The sequence below is a fragment of the Klebsiella sp. PCX genome, assembly GCF_021869705.1.
In the GTDB taxonomy this organism is placed as follows: Bacteria; Pseudomonadota; Gammaproteobacteria; order Enterobacterales; family Enterobacteriaceae; genus Klebsiella; species Klebsiella quasipneumoniae.
In genome coordinates this window covers 2,432,277-2,448,778 of the sequence record NZ_CP091527.1, presented here as the reverse complement: position 1 = coordinate 2,448,778, position 16,502 = coordinate 2,432,277, and the positions used below count along the sequence as shown (strand labels likewise).

20 protein-coding genes and 1 pseudogene are annotated in these 16,502 nt (G+C 57.0%); 10 read left to right on the top strand and 11 right to left on the bottom strand.

What is annotated here, in order from left to right; all coding sequences use genetic code 11:
• Positions 1–11 precede the first annotated feature (11 nt).
• The 3 genes from GQR96_RS11540 to GQR96_RS24790 all read right to left on the bottom strand — a co-directional run bounded on the left by GQR96_RS11540 (position 12) and on the right by GQR96_RS24790 (position 1,562).
• Positions 12–1,100, bottom strand: a complete 1,089-nt coding sequence (locus GQR96_RS11540) for an AAA family ATPase (RefSeq protein WP_004205990.1) — start codon at positions 1,098–1,100, stop codon at positions 12–14.
• A gap of 86 nt (positions 1,101–1,186) precedes the next feature.
• The gene (locus GQR96_RS11535; protein WP_004205993.1) at positions 1,187–1,447 is read right to left on the bottom strand and encodes a hypothetical protein; all 261 of its coding nucleotides are present in this window, start codon (positions 1,445–1,447) and stop codon (positions 1,187–1,189) included.
• Complete coding sequence (locus GQR96_RS24790) at positions 1,431–1,562, bottom strand: hypothetical protein (protein ID WP_023318188.1); 132 nt, start codon at positions 1,560–1,562, stop codon at positions 1,431–1,433. The genes GQR96_RS11535 and GQR96_RS24790 overlap by 17 nt, the downstream gene beginning before the upstream one ends.
• A gap of 181 nt (positions 1,563–1,743) precedes the next feature.
• Here GQR96_RS24790 and blaOKP point away from each other — a divergent pair, with 181 nt between their 5' ends.
• Complete coding sequence (gene blaOKP, locus GQR96_RS11530; protein ID WP_069734174.1) at positions 1,744–2,604, top strand: broad-spectrum class A beta-lactamase OKP-B-125; 861 nt, start codon at positions 1,744–1,746, stop codon at positions 2,602–2,604.
• Between the two features lie 20 nt (positions 2,605–2,624).
• Here the strand turns inward: blaOKP and GQR96_RS11525 are convergent, their stop codons facing one another.
• Positions 2,625–3,386: a DeoR/GlpR family DNA-binding transcription regulator gene (locus GQR96_RS11525; protein ID WP_004205996.1), complete on the bottom strand. Its 762-nt coding sequence runs from the start codon at positions 3,384–3,386 to the stop codon at positions 2,625–2,627.
• Between the two features lie 260 nt (positions 3,387–3,646).
• Between GQR96_RS11525 and ltnD the strand changes: the two genes are divergently transcribed.
• The 5 genes from ltnD to GQR96_RS11500 are packed head-to-tail and all read left to right on the top strand — an operon-like array spanning position 3,647 to position 8,647.
• Positions 3,647–4,549, top strand: coding sequence for an L-threonate dehydrogenase (ltnD, locus tag GQR96_RS11520; RefSeq protein WP_069734175.1), 903 nt, complete (start codon positions 3,647–3,649; stop codon positions 4,547–4,549).
• An 11-nt stretch (positions 4,550–4,560) separates the two neighbouring features.
• A complete protein-coding gene (gene otnK, locus GQR96_RS11515; protein WP_049003702.1) occupies positions 4,561–5,826 on the top strand; it encodes a 3-oxo-tetronate kinase in 1,266 nt (421 codons plus the stop codon).
• Positions 5,819–6,439 carry a 3-oxo-tetronate 4-phosphate decarboxylase gene (locus tag GQR96_RS11510; protein WP_017900343.1) on the top strand — a complete coding sequence of 207 codons (621 nt, stop codon included), beginning with the start codon at positions 5,819–5,821 and terminating at the stop codon, positions 6,437–6,439. Before otnK ends, GQR96_RS11510 begins: the two co-directional genes overlap by 8 nt.
• A gap of 4 nt (positions 6,440–6,443) precedes the next feature.
• Complete coding sequence (locus tag GQR96_RS11505) at positions 6,444–7,226, top strand: HPr family phosphocarrier protein (RefSeq protein ID WP_069734176.1); 783 nt, start codon at positions 6,444–6,446, stop codon at positions 7,224–7,226.
• Positions 7,227–7,282: 56 nt separating this feature from the next.
• Entirely contained in the window at positions 7,283–8,647 is a 1,365-nt protein-coding gene (locus GQR96_RS11500; protein ID WP_004206005.1) for a GntP family transporter, read from the top strand.
• A gap of 26 nt (positions 8,648–8,673) precedes the next feature.
• Here the strand turns inward: GQR96_RS11500 and GQR96_RS11495 are convergent, their stop codons facing one another.
• A complete protein-coding gene (locus GQR96_RS11495) occupies positions 8,674–9,582 on the bottom strand; it encodes a helix-turn-helix domain-containing protein (protein WP_069734177.1) in 909 nt (302 codons plus the stop codon).
• A 311-nt stretch (positions 9,583–9,893) separates the two neighbouring features.
• Between GQR96_RS11495 and kbvR the strand changes: the two genes are divergently transcribed.
• Positions 9,894–10,505, top strand: coding sequence for a LuxR family transcriptional regulator KbvR (kbvR, locus tag GQR96_RS11490; protein ID WP_004206009.1), 612 nt, complete (start codon positions 9,894–9,896; stop codon positions 10,503–10,505).
• A 29-nt stretch (positions 10,506–10,534) separates the two neighbouring features.
• Here the strand turns inward: kbvR and GQR96_RS11485 are convergent, their stop codons facing one another.
• Positions 10,535–10,654, bottom strand: a complete 120-nt coding sequence (locus tag GQR96_RS11485; protein ID WP_175936587.1) for a small membrane protein — start codon at positions 10,652–10,654, stop codon at positions 10,535–10,537.
• A gap of 397 nt (positions 10,655–11,051) precedes the next feature.
• On the opposite strand from GQR96_RS11485, the gene GQR96_RS11480 reads away from it, so the two are divergent.
• Positions 11,052–12,269, top strand: coding sequence for a diguanylate phosphodiesterase (locus GQR96_RS11480; protein ID WP_069734178.1), 1,218 nt, complete (start codon positions 11,052–11,054; stop codon positions 12,267–12,269).
• Between the two features lie 20 nt (positions 12,270–12,289).
• On the opposite strand, the gene GQR96_RS11475 is transcribed toward GQR96_RS11480, so the two are convergent.
• The 3 genes and pseudogenes from GQR96_RS11475 to GQR96_RS11465 form a co-directional block, all read right to left on the bottom strand.
• Complete coding sequence (locus GQR96_RS11475; RefSeq protein ID WP_023289595.1) at positions 12,290–12,802, bottom strand: 2-oxo-tetronate isomerase; 513 nt, start codon at positions 12,800–12,802, stop codon at positions 12,290–12,292.
• A gap of 168 nt (positions 12,803–12,970) precedes the next feature.
• Entirely contained in the window at positions 12,971–13,444 is a 474-nt protein-coding gene (locus GQR96_RS11470; RefSeq protein WP_044522839.1) for an Hsp20 family protein, read from the bottom strand.
• Between the two features lie 450 nt (positions 13,445–13,894).
• Positions 13,895–13,987, bottom strand: a pseudogene (locus tag GQR96_RS11465) (hypothetical protein); the annotation flags it as partial.
• On the opposite strand from GQR96_RS11465, the gene GQR96_RS24785 reads away from it, so the two are divergent.
• Together GQR96_RS24785 and GQR96_RS11460 are read left to right on the top strand one after the other, a co-directional pair.
• Positions 13,947–14,042, top strand: coding sequence for a YnaM/YnfT family protein (locus tag GQR96_RS24785; RefSeq protein ID WP_272481999.1), 96 nt, complete (start codon positions 13,947–13,949; stop codon positions 14,040–14,042). The pseudogene GQR96_RS11465 and the gene GQR96_RS24785 overlap by 41 nt on opposite strands.
• A 338-nt stretch (positions 14,043–14,380) precedes the next feature.
• A complete protein-coding gene (locus GQR96_RS11460) occupies positions 14,381–15,052 on the top strand; it encodes an SOS response-associated peptidase (protein WP_069734179.1) in 672 nt (223 codons plus the stop codon).
• 78 nt (positions 15,053–15,130) lie between these two features.
• Here the strand turns inward: GQR96_RS11460 and GQR96_RS11455 are convergent, their stop codons facing one another.
• Together GQR96_RS11455 and GQR96_RS11450 are read right to left on the bottom strand one after the other, a co-directional pair.
• Positions 15,131–15,667 carry a GNAT family N-acetyltransferase gene (locus GQR96_RS11455; RefSeq protein WP_004206018.1) on the bottom strand — a complete coding sequence of 179 codons (537 nt, stop codon included), beginning with the start codon at positions 15,665–15,667 and terminating at the stop codon, positions 15,131–15,133.
• Between the two features lie 110 nt (positions 15,668–15,777).
• Positions 15,778–16,467, bottom strand: a complete 690-nt coding sequence (locus GQR96_RS11450; protein ID WP_032455996.1) for a VIT1/CCC1 transporter family protein — start codon at positions 16,465–16,467, stop codon at positions 15,778–15,780.
• Between the last annotated feature and the right edge of the window lie 35 nt (positions 16,468–16,502).

Sequence of the window (16,502 nt, the reverse complement as noted above, 5' to 3'; positions counted from 1 at the left end):
GATGACGGGGTTTACGCCACAATGCGCGTTTCTCCGCCGCTATTCTCCAGCGCATAGCGCTGACAGGGCGCCCCAGCGGCGATAAGCTCCGCCAGTTCAGCCGAGTGGCTGGTCAGCCAGATCTGGCTGTAGCGGGAGGCCTCGATTATCAGCCGGGCCAGCGCCGGGAGCATGTCGCGATGCAGGCTGTTCTCCGGCTCATTGATCGCCAGAAACGCCGGCGGGCGCGGGCTGAGCAGCGCGACGGCGAGACAGAGAAAGCGCAGCGTGCCATCGGACATCTCCGCCGCCAGCAGCGGCCTGCGGATCCCCTCCCGGCGCATTTTCAGGGCGAAACGCGAGTGCTCGTTTTCACAGTAAAACTGGCAGCCGGGAAAGGCGTCGGCGAGGATCTCGTGCAACATCTCCTCCGCGCCAATCTCGACAATGGTCTGAAAGGCGGCGGCCAGATTATGGCCATCGCTGTCGAGCACCGGCGAACGATACCCCACGGCCGGCTGGCGCAGCGGCGAGTGGCGGCCAATGGCGAACTCATGGTAAAACCGCCAGCGGCGCAGGGTCTCCCGCACCCGCGACACTTCGGGAAAACGGTGCGGCTCGCCAAGCTGACCGAACACCGACTCGTTTTCATAAATACTCTCGGTGAAGGTGCTTTTCTCCCCGGTGACATCGACGAGGAACGCCGCCTGATTCTTGCGCTGCAGTACGCGGGAGGAAGGCCGACGGGAGTAGCCTGCCAGCCAGATGTGCTCTTCTTTGACGATGGGATCGAGCATGAACTGCGTCGGATAGGGCAATTTTTCCGGGAAACCTACCTGCAGTTCATAATCAAAGCTCTCCGTCCGACAGGCGATTTGCAGCCGGCGGGGATGGCGATCGAGGGGGGAACGATCTCCGGACCACATCATATTTTCCAGGCCGCCCTCTGCGCTGATAAACCCCGACAGCCTGCCGTCGGCAGCCGCGGTCAACAGATGGATGGCGTTGTAAATATTGGATTTGCCGCAGCCGTTAGGACCGAAGACAATGTTCAATGGCCCCAGCTCCAGTTCGATATCCCTGACTGAGCGAAAGTTTTGTATATGGATGTACTGAATCATGATGCGTCCTGGCCCGGAGAGAGAAGGCTGCCACAGTAGCAAAGCCGCGGCATGGATACTATCGCATCCCCTCACTCCGCCCGGGTTCAACAGAACATTTTTTTCATTCCGCGGGTCAGCGCCACCCGCGTCAGCTTATCGCTATCCTGATGGGCGTCACTAAAGACGCCAAAGAAATAGCGTTCATCGTCAATGGTTTGACTTACGATACGATAGCTGAGCGGTTGCCCGGACGGCGCACCGTATTGCGCAGGCGTCACCGAGACCTCGGTCGCATCGTCGGCGACGCTGACCAGCAGTCCATCCGCCTTACCGCCCACCAGCATGACCTTAATTATCGGGTGCACCAGTTCCTCCCGGGATGGCATAGATCATTGGCAAACCGCGCAGCGCGGCGGGCGTATCGTCAGCAATCAGCGGCGCCAGCCAGCGTGCGGTCTTAAGTACTTTCTTATAGTTCATTGCGGCCTTGAGTCAAAAAATAGCGTGCTTAGGCTGAGCTAAATATTGATTATTCGAAATAAAAGATGACAAATGATGAAGGAAAAAAGAGGAATTGTGAATCAGCAAAATACCGGGTTATTCTTATTCGTCACACCTTTTCTCGCCTTTATCGGCCCTTACACAAGGAAGTATTACGGTTATGCGTTATGTTCGCCTGTGCCTTATCTCCCTGATTGCCGCCCTGCCACTGGCGGTATTCGCCAGCCCTCAGCCGCTTGAGCAGATTAAAATCAGCGAAAGTCAGCTGGCGGGCCGGGTGGGCTATGTTGAAATGGATCTGGCCAGCGGCCGCACGCTGGCCGCCTGGCGCGCCAGTGAGCGCTTTCCGCTGATGAGCACCTTTAAAGTGCTGCTCTGCGGCGCGGTGCTGGCCCGGGTGGATGCCGGCGACGAACAGCTGGATCGGCGGATCCACTACCGCCAGCAGGATCTGGTGGACTACTCCCCGGTCAGCGAAAAACACCTTGCCGACGGGATGACCGTTGGCGAACTCTGCGCCGCCGCCATCACCATGAGCGACAACACCGCCGGCAATCTGCTGTTGAAGATCGTCCGCGGCCCCGCGGGATTGACCGCTTTTCTGCGCCAGATCGGTGACAACGTCACCCGTCTTGACCGCTGGGAAACGGAACTCAATGAGGCGCTTCCCGGCGACGTGCGCGACACCACCACCCCGGCCAGCATGGCCACCACCCTGCGCAAGCTGCTAACCACCCCCTCTCTGAGCGCCCGTTCGCAGCAGCAGCTGCTGCAGTGGATGGTGGACGACCGGGTGGCCGGCCCGTTGATCCGCGCCGTGCTGCCGGCGGGCTGGTTTATCGCCGATAAAACCGGGGCCGGTGAGCGGGGCTCACGCGGCATTGTCGCCCTGCTCGGCCCGGACGGCAAAGCGGAGCGTATCGTGGTGATCTATCTGCGGGATACCGCGGCGACCATGGCCGAACGTAACCAGCAGATCGCCGGGATAGGCGCGGCGCTGATCGAGCACTGGCAGCGCTAGCCCGGCGAAGGCCGCGCGCCTTACCCGGCGCGCAGCACCTCGCAGGCGTGCCGGGTGATATGGGCGGCAGCGGCATCGGAGAGATGCCGGTCGGTAATGATGGTGGTAAAGCGAGTCAAGGGCAACGCCATAAACGTGGCCACCTGATTGTATTTCGAACTGTCGCACAGCAGGATGCTTCTGGCGCTGACCTGGCTGACGGTCTCCTTGACGGTGACTTTGTTCTCATCAGGGGTGAAAATTCCGCGGCTGTCCCAGCCGCTGGCGGAGATAAAAGCCGTATCGATAGCCAGGTGGCGCAAGGTGCGCGCCGCCGACTCGCCGACGCAGGAGCGGTTCTCCCGGCACAGGGTGCCGCCGGTGTGGATCACCCCGCACTGGCTGGCATCTATCAGCAGCTGGGTTATCTCAAAATCATTGGTGACCACCTGCAGGTCGTCCCGGTCGAGGATGGCCCGCGCCAGCGCCAGAGTGGTGGTGCCGGCATCGAGATAGATGCAGCTGTTTTTGGCAATGAGACTGGCCGCCAGCGCGCCGATGGCCTGCTTCTCTTCACTCTGGAGGGTGCTTTTCACCAGATGACTGGGCTCTGCGGCCAGCCGGCTGACGGCGCGCACGCCGCCCGAGACGCTGACCAGCAGCCCCTGTTCTTCCAGCTTACTGACGTCCCGACGGATAGTCATATGGGACACGCCGAGGATCTCCGTCAGCTCATTAATGCTTACCGCCCCACGCTGCTCCACCAGGGCTAAAATACGCTGATGACGTTCAATTGGAATCACCGCTCTCCCCTTACCATTTTTTCACACCAGACCACACCACTTACGCCGGGAGCCTGACGCTACCCTGTACTGTTATCGCGCTTGACCGCTGTTTTTACGCTATTTTAGGGCAAGAATCGCCGTCGCGCAGCCACTTTCCGCCTGTGAATTTTTTATATTCATGTGGGTTATTCGTGATAACTCTCACATAATTTCACATGATAACGCTTTATTCTATCATTAAATCACATTAATTAACGAATATTCACAAGGAGACCATCATGACTGCACACACTAACGTCTGCGTGATTGGACTGGGTTCGATGGGCATGGGCGCCGCTCGCGCCTGCCTGCAGGCGGGCCTGAACACCTGGGGGGTGGACATCAACCCCGACAACTGCCGCGCGCTGCTGGAGGCGGGCGCCAAAGGCGCAGGCTCCAGCGCGGTGCCTTTCGCCGCTGAGCTGGATGCGGTCGTACTGCTGGTGGTCAATGCCGCCCAGGTGCGGGGGATCCTGTTCGGCGAGTGCGGCCTCGCCGCCCATCTGAAGCCGGGCACCGCGGTGATGGTGTCGTCAACCATCGCCGCCTCCGATGCCCAGGCGATAGCCGTAGCGCTGGCAGAATACCAGCTCTTGATGCTCGACGCGCCGGTATCGGGCGGCGCAGTGAAAGCGGCCGCCGGCGACATGACGGTAATGGCCTCCGGGAGCGATGCCGCCTTCGCCCGCCTCGCGCCGGTGCTGGATGCGGTGGCCGGCAAAGTCTACCGCATCGGGAGCGACATTGGCCTCGGTTCGACGGTGAAAATCATCCATCAGTTGCTGGCCGGGGTGCATATCGCCGTCGCCGCCGAAGCGATGGCCCTCGCCGCCCGCGCCGGCATCCCGCTGGAGACGATGTACGACGTGGTGACCCACGCGGCGGGTAATTCGTGGATGTTTGAGAATCGTATGCAGCACGTCCTGGATGGCGATTACTCGCCAAAATCCGCCGTCGATATTTTTGTCAAAGATCTCGGTCTGGTGAATGACACCGCCCGGGCGCTGACCTTCCCGCTGCCGCTCGCGACCACCGCGCTGAATATGTTCACCTCCGCCAGCAACGCCGGATTCGGCCGGGAAGATGACAGCGCGGTGATCAAGATTTTCAACGGCATTACCCTGCCGGGCCATAAACAGTGAGGAGAGACAAGATGCAGCTTGGTGTCATTGCCGATGACTTTACCGGCGCCACGGATATTGCCAGCTTCCTCGTGCGCAACGGCATGCCGACCGTGCAGCTAAACGGCGTACCGCCCCACGAACTGCCGTTGACCAGTGAAGCGGTGGTGATCAGTCTGAAAACGCGATCCTGCCCGGTGGAAACCGCCGTCAGCCAGTCCCTGGCGGCCCTGCGCTGGCTGCAAGCCCGGGGCTGTCAGCAATTTTATTTTAAGTATTGTTCCACTTTCGACAGCACCGCGCAGGGTAACATTGGCCCGGTACTGGATGCGCTGCTGGCAGAGCTGGGCGAGACGCGGACGGTGATATCACCGGCGCTGCCGGTGAACGGCCGCACGGTCTATCAGGGTTATCTGTTTGTCGGCCAGCAGTTGCTCAATGAGTCCGGGATGCGCCACCATCCGGTGACGCCAATGGAGGATGCCCACCTCGGCCGCTTAATCGAACGCCAGGGCGGCGGTAAAGCGGCGCTGATAGCCTGGCCGATTGTCGATCAGGGGCCGGAAGCGGTCGCTGCCGCGCTGGCGGCCATCAGCGATCCGGCGGTGCGCTATGTGGTGCTCGATGCCCTTAGTGAACAGCATTTGCTGACCCAGGGGGCGGCGCTGCGGGAGATGAAGCTGGTCTCCGGCGGCTCTGGTCTCGCCATCGGCCTCGCCCGCGACTGGGCTCAGCGCCACGGAACCCAGGGTGAAGGATCCCTGGCGGGCATGCCGCTGCCCGGCCCGGCGGTGGTGCTCTCGGGCTCTTGTTCGCTGATGACCAACAGCCAGGTGGCGGCCTATCGTGAACAGGCTCCCGCCCGCGCCGTTGACTTAAGCGCCTGCTTTACCGATCTCGAAGGCTATGTCGGGACGCTGGCGGCCTGGGTGGACGCAAACCGCGATGCGCCGCTGGCGCCGATGGTCTATGCCACCACCGAGCCGCAAACGCTGCAGCGGATCCAGGCGCAATATGGCGACAAGGCCAGCAGCGAAAGGGTGGAACAGTTGTTCGCCGCCCTCGCCGCCGCGCTGAAAGCGAAAGGATTCACCCGCTTTATTGTGGCCGGAGGGGAAACGTCGAGCATCGTGGCGCAGACGCTGGGGGTCGAGGCGTTCCATATCGGGCCGACGATCTCCCCTGGAGTTCCCTGGGTGCGTGACACCCGCCAGCCGCTCTCCCTGGCGCTGAAGTCAGGGAATTTCGGCGATATCTCGTTCTTTGCCCGTGCCCAGCAGGAGTTTTGTCATGACTGAGCAACAGCTGCGAGATGAGATGGTGCAAATTGGCGCCTCGTTGTTTAACCGCGGTTATGCCACCGGCTCCGCCGGCAATCTGTCGCTGCTGCTGCCGGACGGCAACCTGCTGGCGACGCCGACCGGCTCCTGCCTGGGCGAGCTGCAGGCGCAGCGGTTGTCGGTGGTTACCCTGCAAGGCGAATGGCTCGCCGGCGACAAACCGTCGAAAGAGGTCGCTTTTCACCGGGCGGTCTATTTGCATAACCCGGCCTGCAAGGCGATCGTCCACTTGCATAGCCACTATTTGACCGCGCTCTCCTGCCTGCAGGGGCTCGATCCGCACAATTGTATTCGCCCCTTTACTCCCTACGTGGTGATGCGGGTCGGCGACGTCCCGGTGGTTCCCTACTACCGACCGGGCGACGACCGCATTGCCGAGGCGCTGGCCGGGCTGGCGCCGCGCTATAACGCCTTTTTACTGGCCAACCATGGTCCGGTGGTCACCGGCTCATCGCTGCGCGAAGCCACCAACAATACCGAAGAGCTGGAAGAGACCGCGCGGCTGATGTTTACCCTCGGCAATCGCGAGATCCGTTACCTGACCGCTGACGAAGTGGATGAACTGAGATAAAACCATGCCAAAATTCGCTGCAAATTTATCCATGCTGTTTACCGAACTGCCGTTCCTGGACCGCTTTGCCGCCGCCGCCCGCGCCGGTTTCGAAGCTGTGGAGTTTCTGTTCCCCTATGAGTATGCCGCCGGGGAAATTAAACAGCGCCTGCAGGAAAACCAGCTGCAGCTGGTGCTGTTTAATACCCCGCCCGGCGACGTTAACGCCGGGGAGTGGGGTCTCGCCGCCCTGCCGGGCAGGAGCGCCGAGGCCCGGCGTGATATTGAGCTGGCGCTGGAGTATGCCTGCCAGCTGGATTGTCCGCAGGTGCATATCATGGCCGGCGTGGTGCCGCCGGGGATGGATCGCGCGGCCTGCGAGGCCGAGCTTGTCGATAACCTGCGCTACGCCGCCGAGTGCTTTGCCCGCCACGACAAGCGAGTGCTCATTGAAGCCCTGAATCCGCAGACCAAACCGGGCTATCTCTACCACAGCCAATATCAGACGCTGGAGATAGCGAAGCGGGTCGACCGGCCAAACATCGCGGTGCAGTTAGATCTGTTTCATGCGCAGAAAGTGGACGGTAATTTAAGCCATCTTATTACTGATTATGCCGGTCAGTACCGCCATATTCAGATAGCCTCCCTGCCCGACCGCCATGAACCGGACGAGGGCGAGATTAATTATTCATGGATCTATGCGTTACTGGATAAAGCGGGCTATGACGGTTGGATCGGCTGCGAATATATCCCCAGGGCGGATACCCTTTCCGGACTGGAATGGTTTTCGCCCTACCGGAAAAAATAAAGCGCGGTTCTAAAAATATAACTCTCTGTATACCTGTTAATACCCGAGGCAAAACTATGTCGACATCGGCGCTGTTACTTATTGCGTTAGCCAGCGTAGTGCTGTTGCTCCTGCTGGTGATCAAAGCGAAAGCGCATCCTTTTGTGGCGCTCCTGATCGTCAGCCTGCTGGTGGCGTTCGCCACCGGCATTCCGGCGGATAAAATCATTACCACCATTGAAAAAGGGATGGGTGGCCTGCTCGGCCATATCGCCAGCATTATTATTCTGGGATCAATGCTGGGGGTGCTCATTGAAATATCCGGCGGCGCCGAATCGCTGGCGAAAACGCTGACCGGCGTGCTGGGTTCTAAACGGACGATTGCCGCCTTAACCATCGTCGCTTTTATTCTCGGCACGCCAGTCTTCTTTGAAGTCGGCTTTATTATCATCATTCCGTTAATATACGGCTTCAGTAAAGTCGCTCATATGTCGCCGTTAAAGTTTGGCCTGCCAATGGCCGGAGTGATGTTAACCGTCCACGTGGCATTGCCAACCCACCCTGGCGCGGCGGCCGCGGCAGGTATTCTGCATAGCGATGTCGGCTGGCTGATGCTGGCGGGGATTGGGGTATCGGTCGTGGTGGGTATCGTGGGTTATTTTGTCGCCCGGTCGATCAATCAGCGCCATTATCATCTGTCGATTAACGTGCTGGAACAGCAGCAAACGGCCGAGGTGCCCGACCTCTCCGTCAACGCGCAGCAGACCCGACTGGCGCCGCCGAATGCGCTGGTTATCGGCGGGCTGATCGTGGTGCCCATCGTGCTGATTGTTTCCGGAACGCTCTGTCAGGCCTTGCTGCTGCCGGAAAACGCGATTCGCCAGCTGATGACCGTCATTGGCACCCCGCCCGTCGCCCTGCTGATCTCCCTGGGGCTGGCCAGCTGGACGCTGGGCATCCGGCGGGGTATGAACCTGAAAAAACTGGGAGAAGTGACCGGCAGCGCGATCCCCTCCTCGGCGGACGTTATCCTTGTCGCCGGCGCCGGCGGCGCCTTTGGCGGGGTGCTGGTCGCCTCCGGCATCGGCAATGCCTTAGCCGAGGCGCTGGAGACGATTCATCTGCCGCTGATGCCCGCCGCTTTCCTGCTGTCGCTGGTGCTTCGGGCCTCGCAGGGCTCGGCCACCGTGGCGATCCTCACCACCTCCGGCCTGCTGTCACAGGCGGTTGCCGGGCTGGAGCCGCTCCAGCTGGTGCTGGTGACGCTGGCGACCTGCTTCGGCTCACTCGGATTGTCACACGTCAACGATGCCGGATTTTGGGTGGTCACGCGCTATCTGGGGCTCTCGGTGCCGGACGGACTCAAAACATGGACCGTACTGACAACCATCATGGGGGTGACGGGCTTCCTCATTACCTGGCTGCTGTGGTTTTTACTGTGAAGTTTATTTGGGTGGCTCCGGCCACCTTATTGGATCCCCCTCGCGGGGACTGACTCATTATCGCTGCCCGGCTGCTGAGCCGCCGCTTTCAGCGTCACCGGTATAAAATAGCGTACGTGATAGCACCTCTCTTCTGTATCTCCGCCTTCCGTATGGCGTGCCATGAAACATTCTATGTCATACCCGTCGCGACGGCTTACCCCCAGCGTTGGCAGCAGATCCAGATAGAGATCGCTGGACAAACGGGCATAGCGTGACCAGCTGCCGTAGAAATCAACTCCGACATAGAGTCCCGACCGGGCGGTTAACGTGGACGATGGCTTTCGCGCCTCATGACAACCAACAAAGGCGTTAATCTCGACGTTAAGCTCATTTTGACGCGCCGCGGCGTAATCAGAGAGTATGGAAAGCGAGCCTTCTCCGGCGGTAAAAAAACGGTCAACCTTTTGTCTGATAGCCGTCTTGGCGGTGCGTTGCAGCACCATATCCGACAGGCGCAGTTCATACTTCATCGGGTAGCCATAATAGACCCGCTCCGGCAGGGAACAGATCCGCGCCAATGGCAGACGTTCATCATCCGGGGAGAATTTTTTTAACAGTTTTGCCGTATCCCAGTGCGCTGCGCATCGGTATTCCCGTGGCGAAAGCGAGAACCGTTTCTTAAACTCGCGGGAAAAGGTCTGCGGCGAATCGTAACTTAACTGCCAGGCTATGGCGGCGATCGGTTGCCGCGTTAAGCGCAGACTGACCGCTGCGATGGTCAAGCGCCGCAGGCGAATATACTGCCCGATGGGTAACCGGCCGTATTGATAAAACACCTCGTACACAAACCGACGCGAATAGCCCATATACTGTGCCAGGTCATCGATCGCCGGGTTACAGTAGATATTATCCTCCAGCCACGCCAACATTTTTAAATAGAGTTTCTGCTTCATAAGCACTACATACTTCCTGTAATCTTGTCCTCCGCTAATTCTAACAACAGATACTGGCTATCACTAAGCTTTTTATGCATCGCAAAAATAAAAAATCATCAAAACGCTTAAAACGCTGATCGATATATCCTTAACATTTTGTTTATTAGGAACTTTCGCATACCAATACACCGATATCTCACTTTTCCAGGCAGATATTGCATTAATGAAAAACATCCCTTAGATTACCCCGGCTAAAAAACGTCTGCACCTCACCATTATATTCTTTAATTTATTCTGACACCTTTTTTAATACCCAACAGGGAAGTTATATGACGAATTTTTTGATCAATATAAAAAATCACTATTTGCGGGTTGCTATTGCGGAACTGGTGGATGAAGCGATGAAGACCTACGGGGGATCAGAGTATCAGTTTTCTCAACAATGGAACGCGGATGGGATGGCGCAAGCTAATGTGATCTTCACGGAAATGGTGGCGGGAGAATGGTACCTGTGTCATGACCTGTTTCAGCATGCCCCAGAGCAATACACGCTTTTTATTTTTCAGGACAATGAACAAGCTACCGCCGAAGAGGGTTTACCCAACTGTCTGCGGCAGGCGGTGTTTATGCCTCCCCACGCTCCCGTTCAGCTTCTTAAAGATGAGATAGCCAGCGCGATTCAGCGCTCCCTGCCACCTCATCATGACCCATCCTTCAATCGCCTGCGGCGTTGCATCAATTGCGCCTGCAAGACGGTCAGCGATGCGCAAACCAAAGTCATTTACGCATTCAGTATTGGATTAAGTCCGCATGAAGTCGCCGCGGCGCTTAAAATTAGCCATAAAACAATTCATTCGCATAAAAAGAATATTATGTGCAAGTTCAATTTAAACAGCCGCCAGCAATTTAACAACCTCGTAAAACTACTCGCAAGACGTTAATACAATCGCCATTGTATTACCTCTGCAGATTATCTTCTGGAACGGAAGACGTAGCGTCTTTTGCGTCTTTCCTGAATATAAGAAAGACCACTCCACAAAGAAATTACGGGGCAGAGAATCAGGCATAAAATAATAAACAAGTCACTCATAGCAGACCTAAAAAAGAAATTTAACCTGGACTGATATTATGCATTCTATTTTATCGAGGCAAGACCAGCATCGCTTTTTGAGAGCGTGAAATAGAATGGTAAGATAATTCCTGGTGACGAGTATTAACCGGTAAGTTAATACACTGAGCCAATATTTCAAAAAGGGCGATCGGTCTGTTTGCCCTTTTTTGCATTGAGCATGCGAAAAAGATAGCTAAACTTTAGATTCCCTGTAGAGTGAAGGTAGTCACCAAGTGAAACTCACGTTCCGCGTGCGGACATCATGGTTAGTTAAAGGGCACCAAACACAGACTCCCTATTTGGGGGGCAGGCCATACTTTTCTCAACATGCGCTGTACAGGCCATCGCAGCTTTGCTGCAGCGACCGGAATGACTAATGCTAACCACCCTGATTTATCGCAGCCAGGTTGATCCTGACCGCCCGCTCACCGATCTCGACGCTTTAATTCATCGCGCCTGCGGGAAAAATACGCCCCTTGGCATCACCGGCATTCTGTTGTTTAACGGCCTGCAGTTCTTCCAGGTGCTGGAAGCGAGCGAGGAGAGTCTGGAGTCGTTATTCCACGAAATACAAAGCGATCCGCGCCATCGCGATGTGGTTGAGCTGATGCGCGACTATTCGGCCTACCGTCGCTTTCGCGGCACCGGGATGCGCATGTTGGATCTCCGTCTGTACGATAACGACAGCGCGCTGGAGGAGCTCCTGCGCTTTAGCTCGTTTGGGGTCACCGAGCCGGTCAACGACCGGATGTTCCGCCTGATTAGCGCCTTTATCGCCGACGGTGGGCGCTATTGTCTACCCGAGCCGCTGCAGCCTTCTCGCTGGACGATGATGCCTGCCCCGGCCACTGCTACGGCGCGCCACCTGCCCGATCAACCTTGCCAGTTTGCCCTGCAGGCCATCGTCGAGCCGGCCAAAAAGCGGGTCTCTTCCTTTGAAGCGCTGATCCGCAGCCCCACCGGCGGATCCCCTGTGGAGATGTTTGCCGCCATCCCGGCGGAGGATCGCTACCGTTTCGACCTTGAGAGCAAAGCGTATGCCTTCTCTCTCGCCGGTCAGTTACCGCTTGGTAAAAACCAGCTGGCCATTAACCTGCTGCCCGGTTCGCTGTATAACCACCCTGACGCCGTAGGCTGGCTGATGAACAGCCTGCTGGCGGCCGGCCTCCGGCCGGACCAGGTGCTGATAGAGGTTACCGAAACGGAGGTGATCACCTGCTTTGACCAGTTCCACAAGGTGCTCAAAGCGCTGCGCGTCGCGGGCATGAAGCTGGCCATCGACGACTTTGGCGCGGGTTACTCCGGCTTGTCGTTACTGACCCGCTTTCAGCCCGATAAAATCAAAGTGGATGCGGAGCTGGTGCGCAATATTCATATCAGCGGCGCCAAGCAGGCGATTGTCGCCTCGGTGGTGCGCTGCTGCGAGGATTTGGGCATCACGGTGGTGGCGGAAGGCGTCGAAACCCTGGAAGAGTGGTGCTGGCTGCAGTCGGTGGGCATTCGCCTGTTTCAGGGGTTCCTTTTCTCCCGACCGTGCCTGAACGGCATCGGGGAAATTTGCTGGCCGATAGCGCGTCAGGCCACGGATCTGTAAGGCCGCGGTAGGCGGCAGCGTCACTGCCAGTGGGGGAGCTTTTCGCCCAGCGCCGCCAGGGCGAAGCGCACCGCTTTCGCCACCACTGTCTCGCAGTCGCCGGTAAAGCGCAGCCGTTGAGTTTCGATCTGGCCACGAAAGTTCCAGGCAAACCATACCGTGCCGGCGGGGGTACCATCCTCTCCCCCCTCCGGTCCCGCATAGCCGCTGATGGCGATGGCGATATCGGCCCCGGCTATCGCCAGCATACCGCTGGACATCTCCTTCACGCACGCTTCGCTGACAGCGCTGTGTTCCGCCAGGGTTTCCGCGCGCACCTGCAGCACATTGCGCTTGGCTTCATCGCTGAAGGTGACCACGCCGGTATCATAAAAGGCCGCAGTATCAGCCTGAGCACAGAGCGCTGCCGCCAGATTGCCGCCGGTGCAGGATTCCGCAGTGGTGAGCCGCCAGCCGCGCGCGATAAGCGCGCGGGCCACCTCGGCGGTCAGTTGATGAGTATGTTGTGCGTCTTTATCGATCTCGTCAGCCATTCTGACTCCTCGCCGAATTTGAAAAGTATCACCGCCTCACTGCCCTGTTAACAGGATAGCATAGTGATTTCTCTCGTCGCCTGGAGGCCGTTTACGCCACCCTGAGTGGATAAAATAAAGGCCCGCAGCGCGGGCCTTGAAAGGAACTACCTTGGCACAGAAGCGGAATCACACTTTGTGTTCGATCACCCGCCCCTGGTTCTCAATGGCAATTTTGCGCGGTTTTTCGCTCTCGGGGATCTCCTGATGGATAGCGATTTTTAAGATCCCGCTCTCCAGCTGCGCCTGATTAATCTGGGCGTGTTCGGGAAGCGAAAAACTAAGCTGGAAATCAGCCCGACGAATGCCTTTATAAATCCAGCCCTGGCTGTTTCCGGAATGATTGTCGGTTTGCGCGCGTTTACCGGTAATATGCAGATTACCGCCTACGGTCTCTATTTCCAGTTCATCATCTTTCCAGCCAGGCACGCTGACGCTGAGCAGGAAATTACTGTCATCCACTTTCTGTAAATCGTAGGCTGGTAAGGTCCCCACCGGCGTATCGCCCGTTAACTGGCTGAAAAGACGGTCGATACGGTTAAAGCGATCGGCAAAAAGGGAATCAGCAAATACCGGGAGTGCTGACAAGGTTTTGAGTGCCATAATTAACCTCCTGAATATCCATTCAAAAGCTCAACATAAAGGCAAGCATTGCTTGTCCGCTATATAAAATAATAGCTAAAGCGCGTTTTTCAAGACCTGAAATAAAAATTTTCTTCGTCAGTCACCGTGAGAAATAACCAGGTCAGGTGGCAAAGTAACCCCCGCCCGACGGCGGGGGTGTGGTGCTTCTGAGTCCCATAACTGATGCTGTTTAACATTCAATAAACAGAAGCGACATGTATATATAACTTGTACAATGGGATGTCAACGCCCGAAACACGACGCATCCCCCTGCCAGTGGCTTCCTGCAACAGCGCAGGGAGAAACACGGCTCCCCGCATTATCCCTCCGTCAAGAGCGGTGCCTCGATATGACATCCGCCTCGCTGGCGCCAGACGGAAAGACGCTGGTGAAAAGATAATCCGTCAGGGAAGGAACCTTTCTCGTCCCCCCGTGCCTAATAATCTGCATACGCACTTTCTGAGGCATCATAATGACCAGCATTTTTATCTCTACCACCCTGTTCGCCCTCTTCGCGTCGATGTTGATCGGTCTGGGTATGGTATGGAGAGGCATCTCCAACAACCCGGATAACTAATCTTTTTCTACGCCGTTGCCTTTCGTCTGTTGCAGCGGCGGGTAAACACCCCACCTTCAACTCCATCTACACGCCTTGTTCAGGCGACATATACTCAGTACTTGCGCCTGCGTACATTTTTCGCAATAGCAATTCACATGGTGAATACGTAACTTCAATTAATATATTTCAGGCCAGAATTATGGCCTGCAATATAGGCAACTTAAACAGTATGTGCCCAGGCGTCAGCCTTACGCCTGAGGGAAGGGATCACAATCGCATGATTTCAAAATCATTTCTCACAACGCCCCCTCCCTGATGAACTATGCTTTCCTTTAGACATTATGCTGGAGGTGGCGATGTGCGGACGTTTTGCGCAAGCACAGACGCGGGAAGAATATCTGGCTTATCTTGCCGAAGAGGCTGAATACGATATCCCCTGGGACCCGGCGCCGATTGGGCGGTATAACGTGGCACCCGGGACAAAAGTGTTACTCCTGAGTGAAAGGAATGCGCAACTCCACCTCTATCCCGTTTACTGGGGTTATGCGCCAGGATGGTGGGATAAACCCCCGCTGATCAACGCCCGCGTTGAGACCGCAGCCACCAGCAGGATGTTCAAACCGCTGTGGCAGCACGGGCGGGCGATCTGCTTCGCCGACGGCTGGTTTGAGTGGAAAAAGGCCGGAGAGAAAAAGCAGCCCTACTTCATCCAGCGCAAGGATGGTCAGCCGATATTTATGGCCGCTATTGGCAGCACGCCCTTCGAACGCGGGGATAGCGCCGAAGGATTTTTGCTGGTGACCGCTGCCGCCGATCGCGGTCTTGTCGATATTCATGACCGCCGGCCGCTGGTCCTGGCGCCGGAAGCCGCCCGGGAATGGATGAGGCAAGAAGTCACCGACGCGGAAGCGGTGGAGATTGCCAGGGACGGAGCCGTCACCGCCGACGATTTCATCTGGCATGCGGTATCGCGGGCGGTCGGCAATGTCAACAATCAAGGGCCAGAGTTAATTGAGCCAGTAGAATGAACGCATGATTCTGTGAGCAATCCCCACCTGATGCGCCGGCTGCGGTGCGATCCAGCCTTGCGAATAAGCGCCCGCGGGTTACCCCGACTGGCTTAACCACTCGCTTAAGGTCAACGAATAGAGCAGACTCGGCGGCGCATCTTTTACATCAGCAATATCGTTAATGTACCTCATCCCGGCTTTCTCGAGAACTTTCTGCGAAGCCAGATGGTTAGCCCGGACAACCGCTGACATCTCCGCAAGTTTAAGCGCCTCGAAGCCATATCTTATCGCGCCAATCGCAAACTCGGTGGCCAGTCCTTTTCCCCATGCCTCAGTGGAAAACCGATATCCGAGATTGTTAATGGTGACATCGTTATAACTGCGTAGACTTACGCCGCCAAAGCCAATGATTTTTTCCGGGGTATCACGCGCCGATATGGCCCAGTTGCCAAATCCGCGATCGTGCCAGTGGGCAAGCCAGCGCTGGAGAACCGTACTGGCATAGTCAATATCCGGATAGGGCCCTGCGGGGTTAAAGGTATTTGTCGCCGGATCGCCATAAATTCGGTATAGATCGACAACATCTTCAGCCATGACAGGGCGAAGACGCAGGCGATGAGTCTCAATATGCAAACGTATCTCCTTGACGAATGAGGTGGGCAGTGCTCCTCCCTGCCGATCAAAACCCTACGATGAGCTCAACCAGTGATGAGGAGCGGTCGAGGAACAGACCCTCGACAATTCTACAATAGTATCTGCCCGGCGATACGCCCAATCCCCATCGAAAAAAGCATGGCCAGCGAGCTCCAGAACGTAATTCTGATGATCGCCCTGACAGGCGGTGCGTTACTCACAACGGAAGAGAGATAGCCCAGCGCAGCCAGTGAAAAAAGTGTAGAAAAGAAGATAGAGATGGATATCAATTTTGCTGGCGATAACAAGGCAACGATCAAAGGCAACCCCGCCCCGACGGAAAAACTCACTGCCGAAAAGAGAGCCGCCTGCAAAGGTCGCGCAGAAAGGACATCCGTTAACCCCAGTTCTTCGCGGGCATGAGCCTCCAGGGCGTCTTTAGCCATAAGCTGCTCTGCTACCTGCCGGGCAAGCGCTGGCTCCACACCACGTTGGATATAAAGTGATGTCAACTCCCGCACCTCTCCCTGATAATCGGCGTCAAGCTCGCTTTTTTCCTGGGCAAGAGCCGCGGCTTCGGTATCCGCCTGGGATGATACCGAAACATATTCTCCTGCGGCCATAGACATGGCGCCAGCAACCAGCCCGGCGACCCCCGCCAGTAGTACACCCGAAGAGCCGCTGTTTGCAGAGGCGACGCCGAGCACCAGGCTTGCGGTTGAGACAATCCCGTCATTTGCTCCCAGAACCGCAGCCCTTAGCCAGCCGACGGTTTCGATGCTGTGTCGTTCAAGATGCATGTCGTTTCCCTTTAAATACGCATCCTCATCGGAAT

Bases quoted from the DNA above. Each gene is read 5' to 3' on its own strand.
- GQR96_RS11480 (WP_069734178.1), top strand. From the start codon at position 11,052: ATGCTAACCACCCTGATTTATCGCAGCCAGGTTGATCCTGACCGCCCG.
- GQR96_RS11475 (WP_023289595.1), bottom strand. From the start codon at position 12,802: ATGGCTGACGAGATCGATAAAGACGCACAACATACTCATCAACTGACC.
- GQR96_RS11510 (WP_017900343.1), top strand. From the start codon at position 5,819: ATGACTGAGCAACAGCTGCGAGATGAGATGGTGCAAATTGGCGCCTCG.
- GQR96_RS11450 (WP_032455996.1), bottom strand. From the start codon at position 16,467: ATGCATCTTGAACGACACAGCATCGAAACCGTCGGCTGGCTAAGGGCT.
- GQR96_RS11505 (WP_069734176.1), top strand. From the start codon at position 6,444: ATGCCAAAATTCGCTGCAAATTTATCCATGCTGTTTACCGAACTGCCG.
- GQR96_RS11540 (WP_004205990.1), bottom strand. From the start codon at position 1,100: ATGATTCAGTACATCCATATACAAAACTTTCGCTCAGTCAGGGATATC.
- GQR96_RS11500 (WP_004206005.1), top strand. From the start codon at position 7,283: ATGTCGACATCGGCGCTGTTACTTATTGCGTTAGCCAGCGTAGTGCTG.
- ltnD (WP_069734175.1), top strand. From the start codon at position 3,647: ATGACTGCACACACTAACGTCTGCGTGATTGGACTGGGTTCGATGGGC.
- kbvR (WP_004206009.1), top strand. From the start codon at position 9,894: ATGACGAATTTTTTGATCAATATAAAAAATCACTATTTGCGGGTTGCT.
- otnK (WP_049003702.1), top strand. From the start codon at position 4,561: ATGCAGCTTGGTGTCATTGCCGATGACTTTACCGGCGCCACGGATATT.
- GQR96_RS11485 (WP_175936587.1), bottom strand. From the start codon at position 10,654: ATGAGTGACTTGTTTATTATTTTATGCCTGATTCTCTGCCCCGTAATT.
- GQR96_RS11495 (WP_069734177.1), bottom strand. From the start codon at position 9,582: ATGAAGCAGAAACTCTATTTAAAAATGTTGGCGTGGCTGGAGGATAAT.
- GQR96_RS11470 (WP_044522839.1), bottom strand. From the start codon at position 13,444: ATGGCACTCAAAACCTTGTCAGCACTCCCGGTATTTGCTGATTCCCTT.
- blaOKP (WP_069734174.1), top strand. From the start codon at position 1,744: ATGCGTTATGTTCGCCTGTGCCTTATCTCCCTGATTGCCGCCCTGCCA.
- GQR96_RS11460 (WP_069734179.1), top strand. From the start codon at position 14,381: ATGTGCGGACGTTTTGCGCAAGCACAGACGCGGGAAGAATATCTGGCT.
- GQR96_RS24790 (WP_023318188.1), bottom strand. From the start codon at position 1,562: ATGAACTATAAGAAAGTACTTAAGACCGCACGCTGGCTGGCGCCGCTG.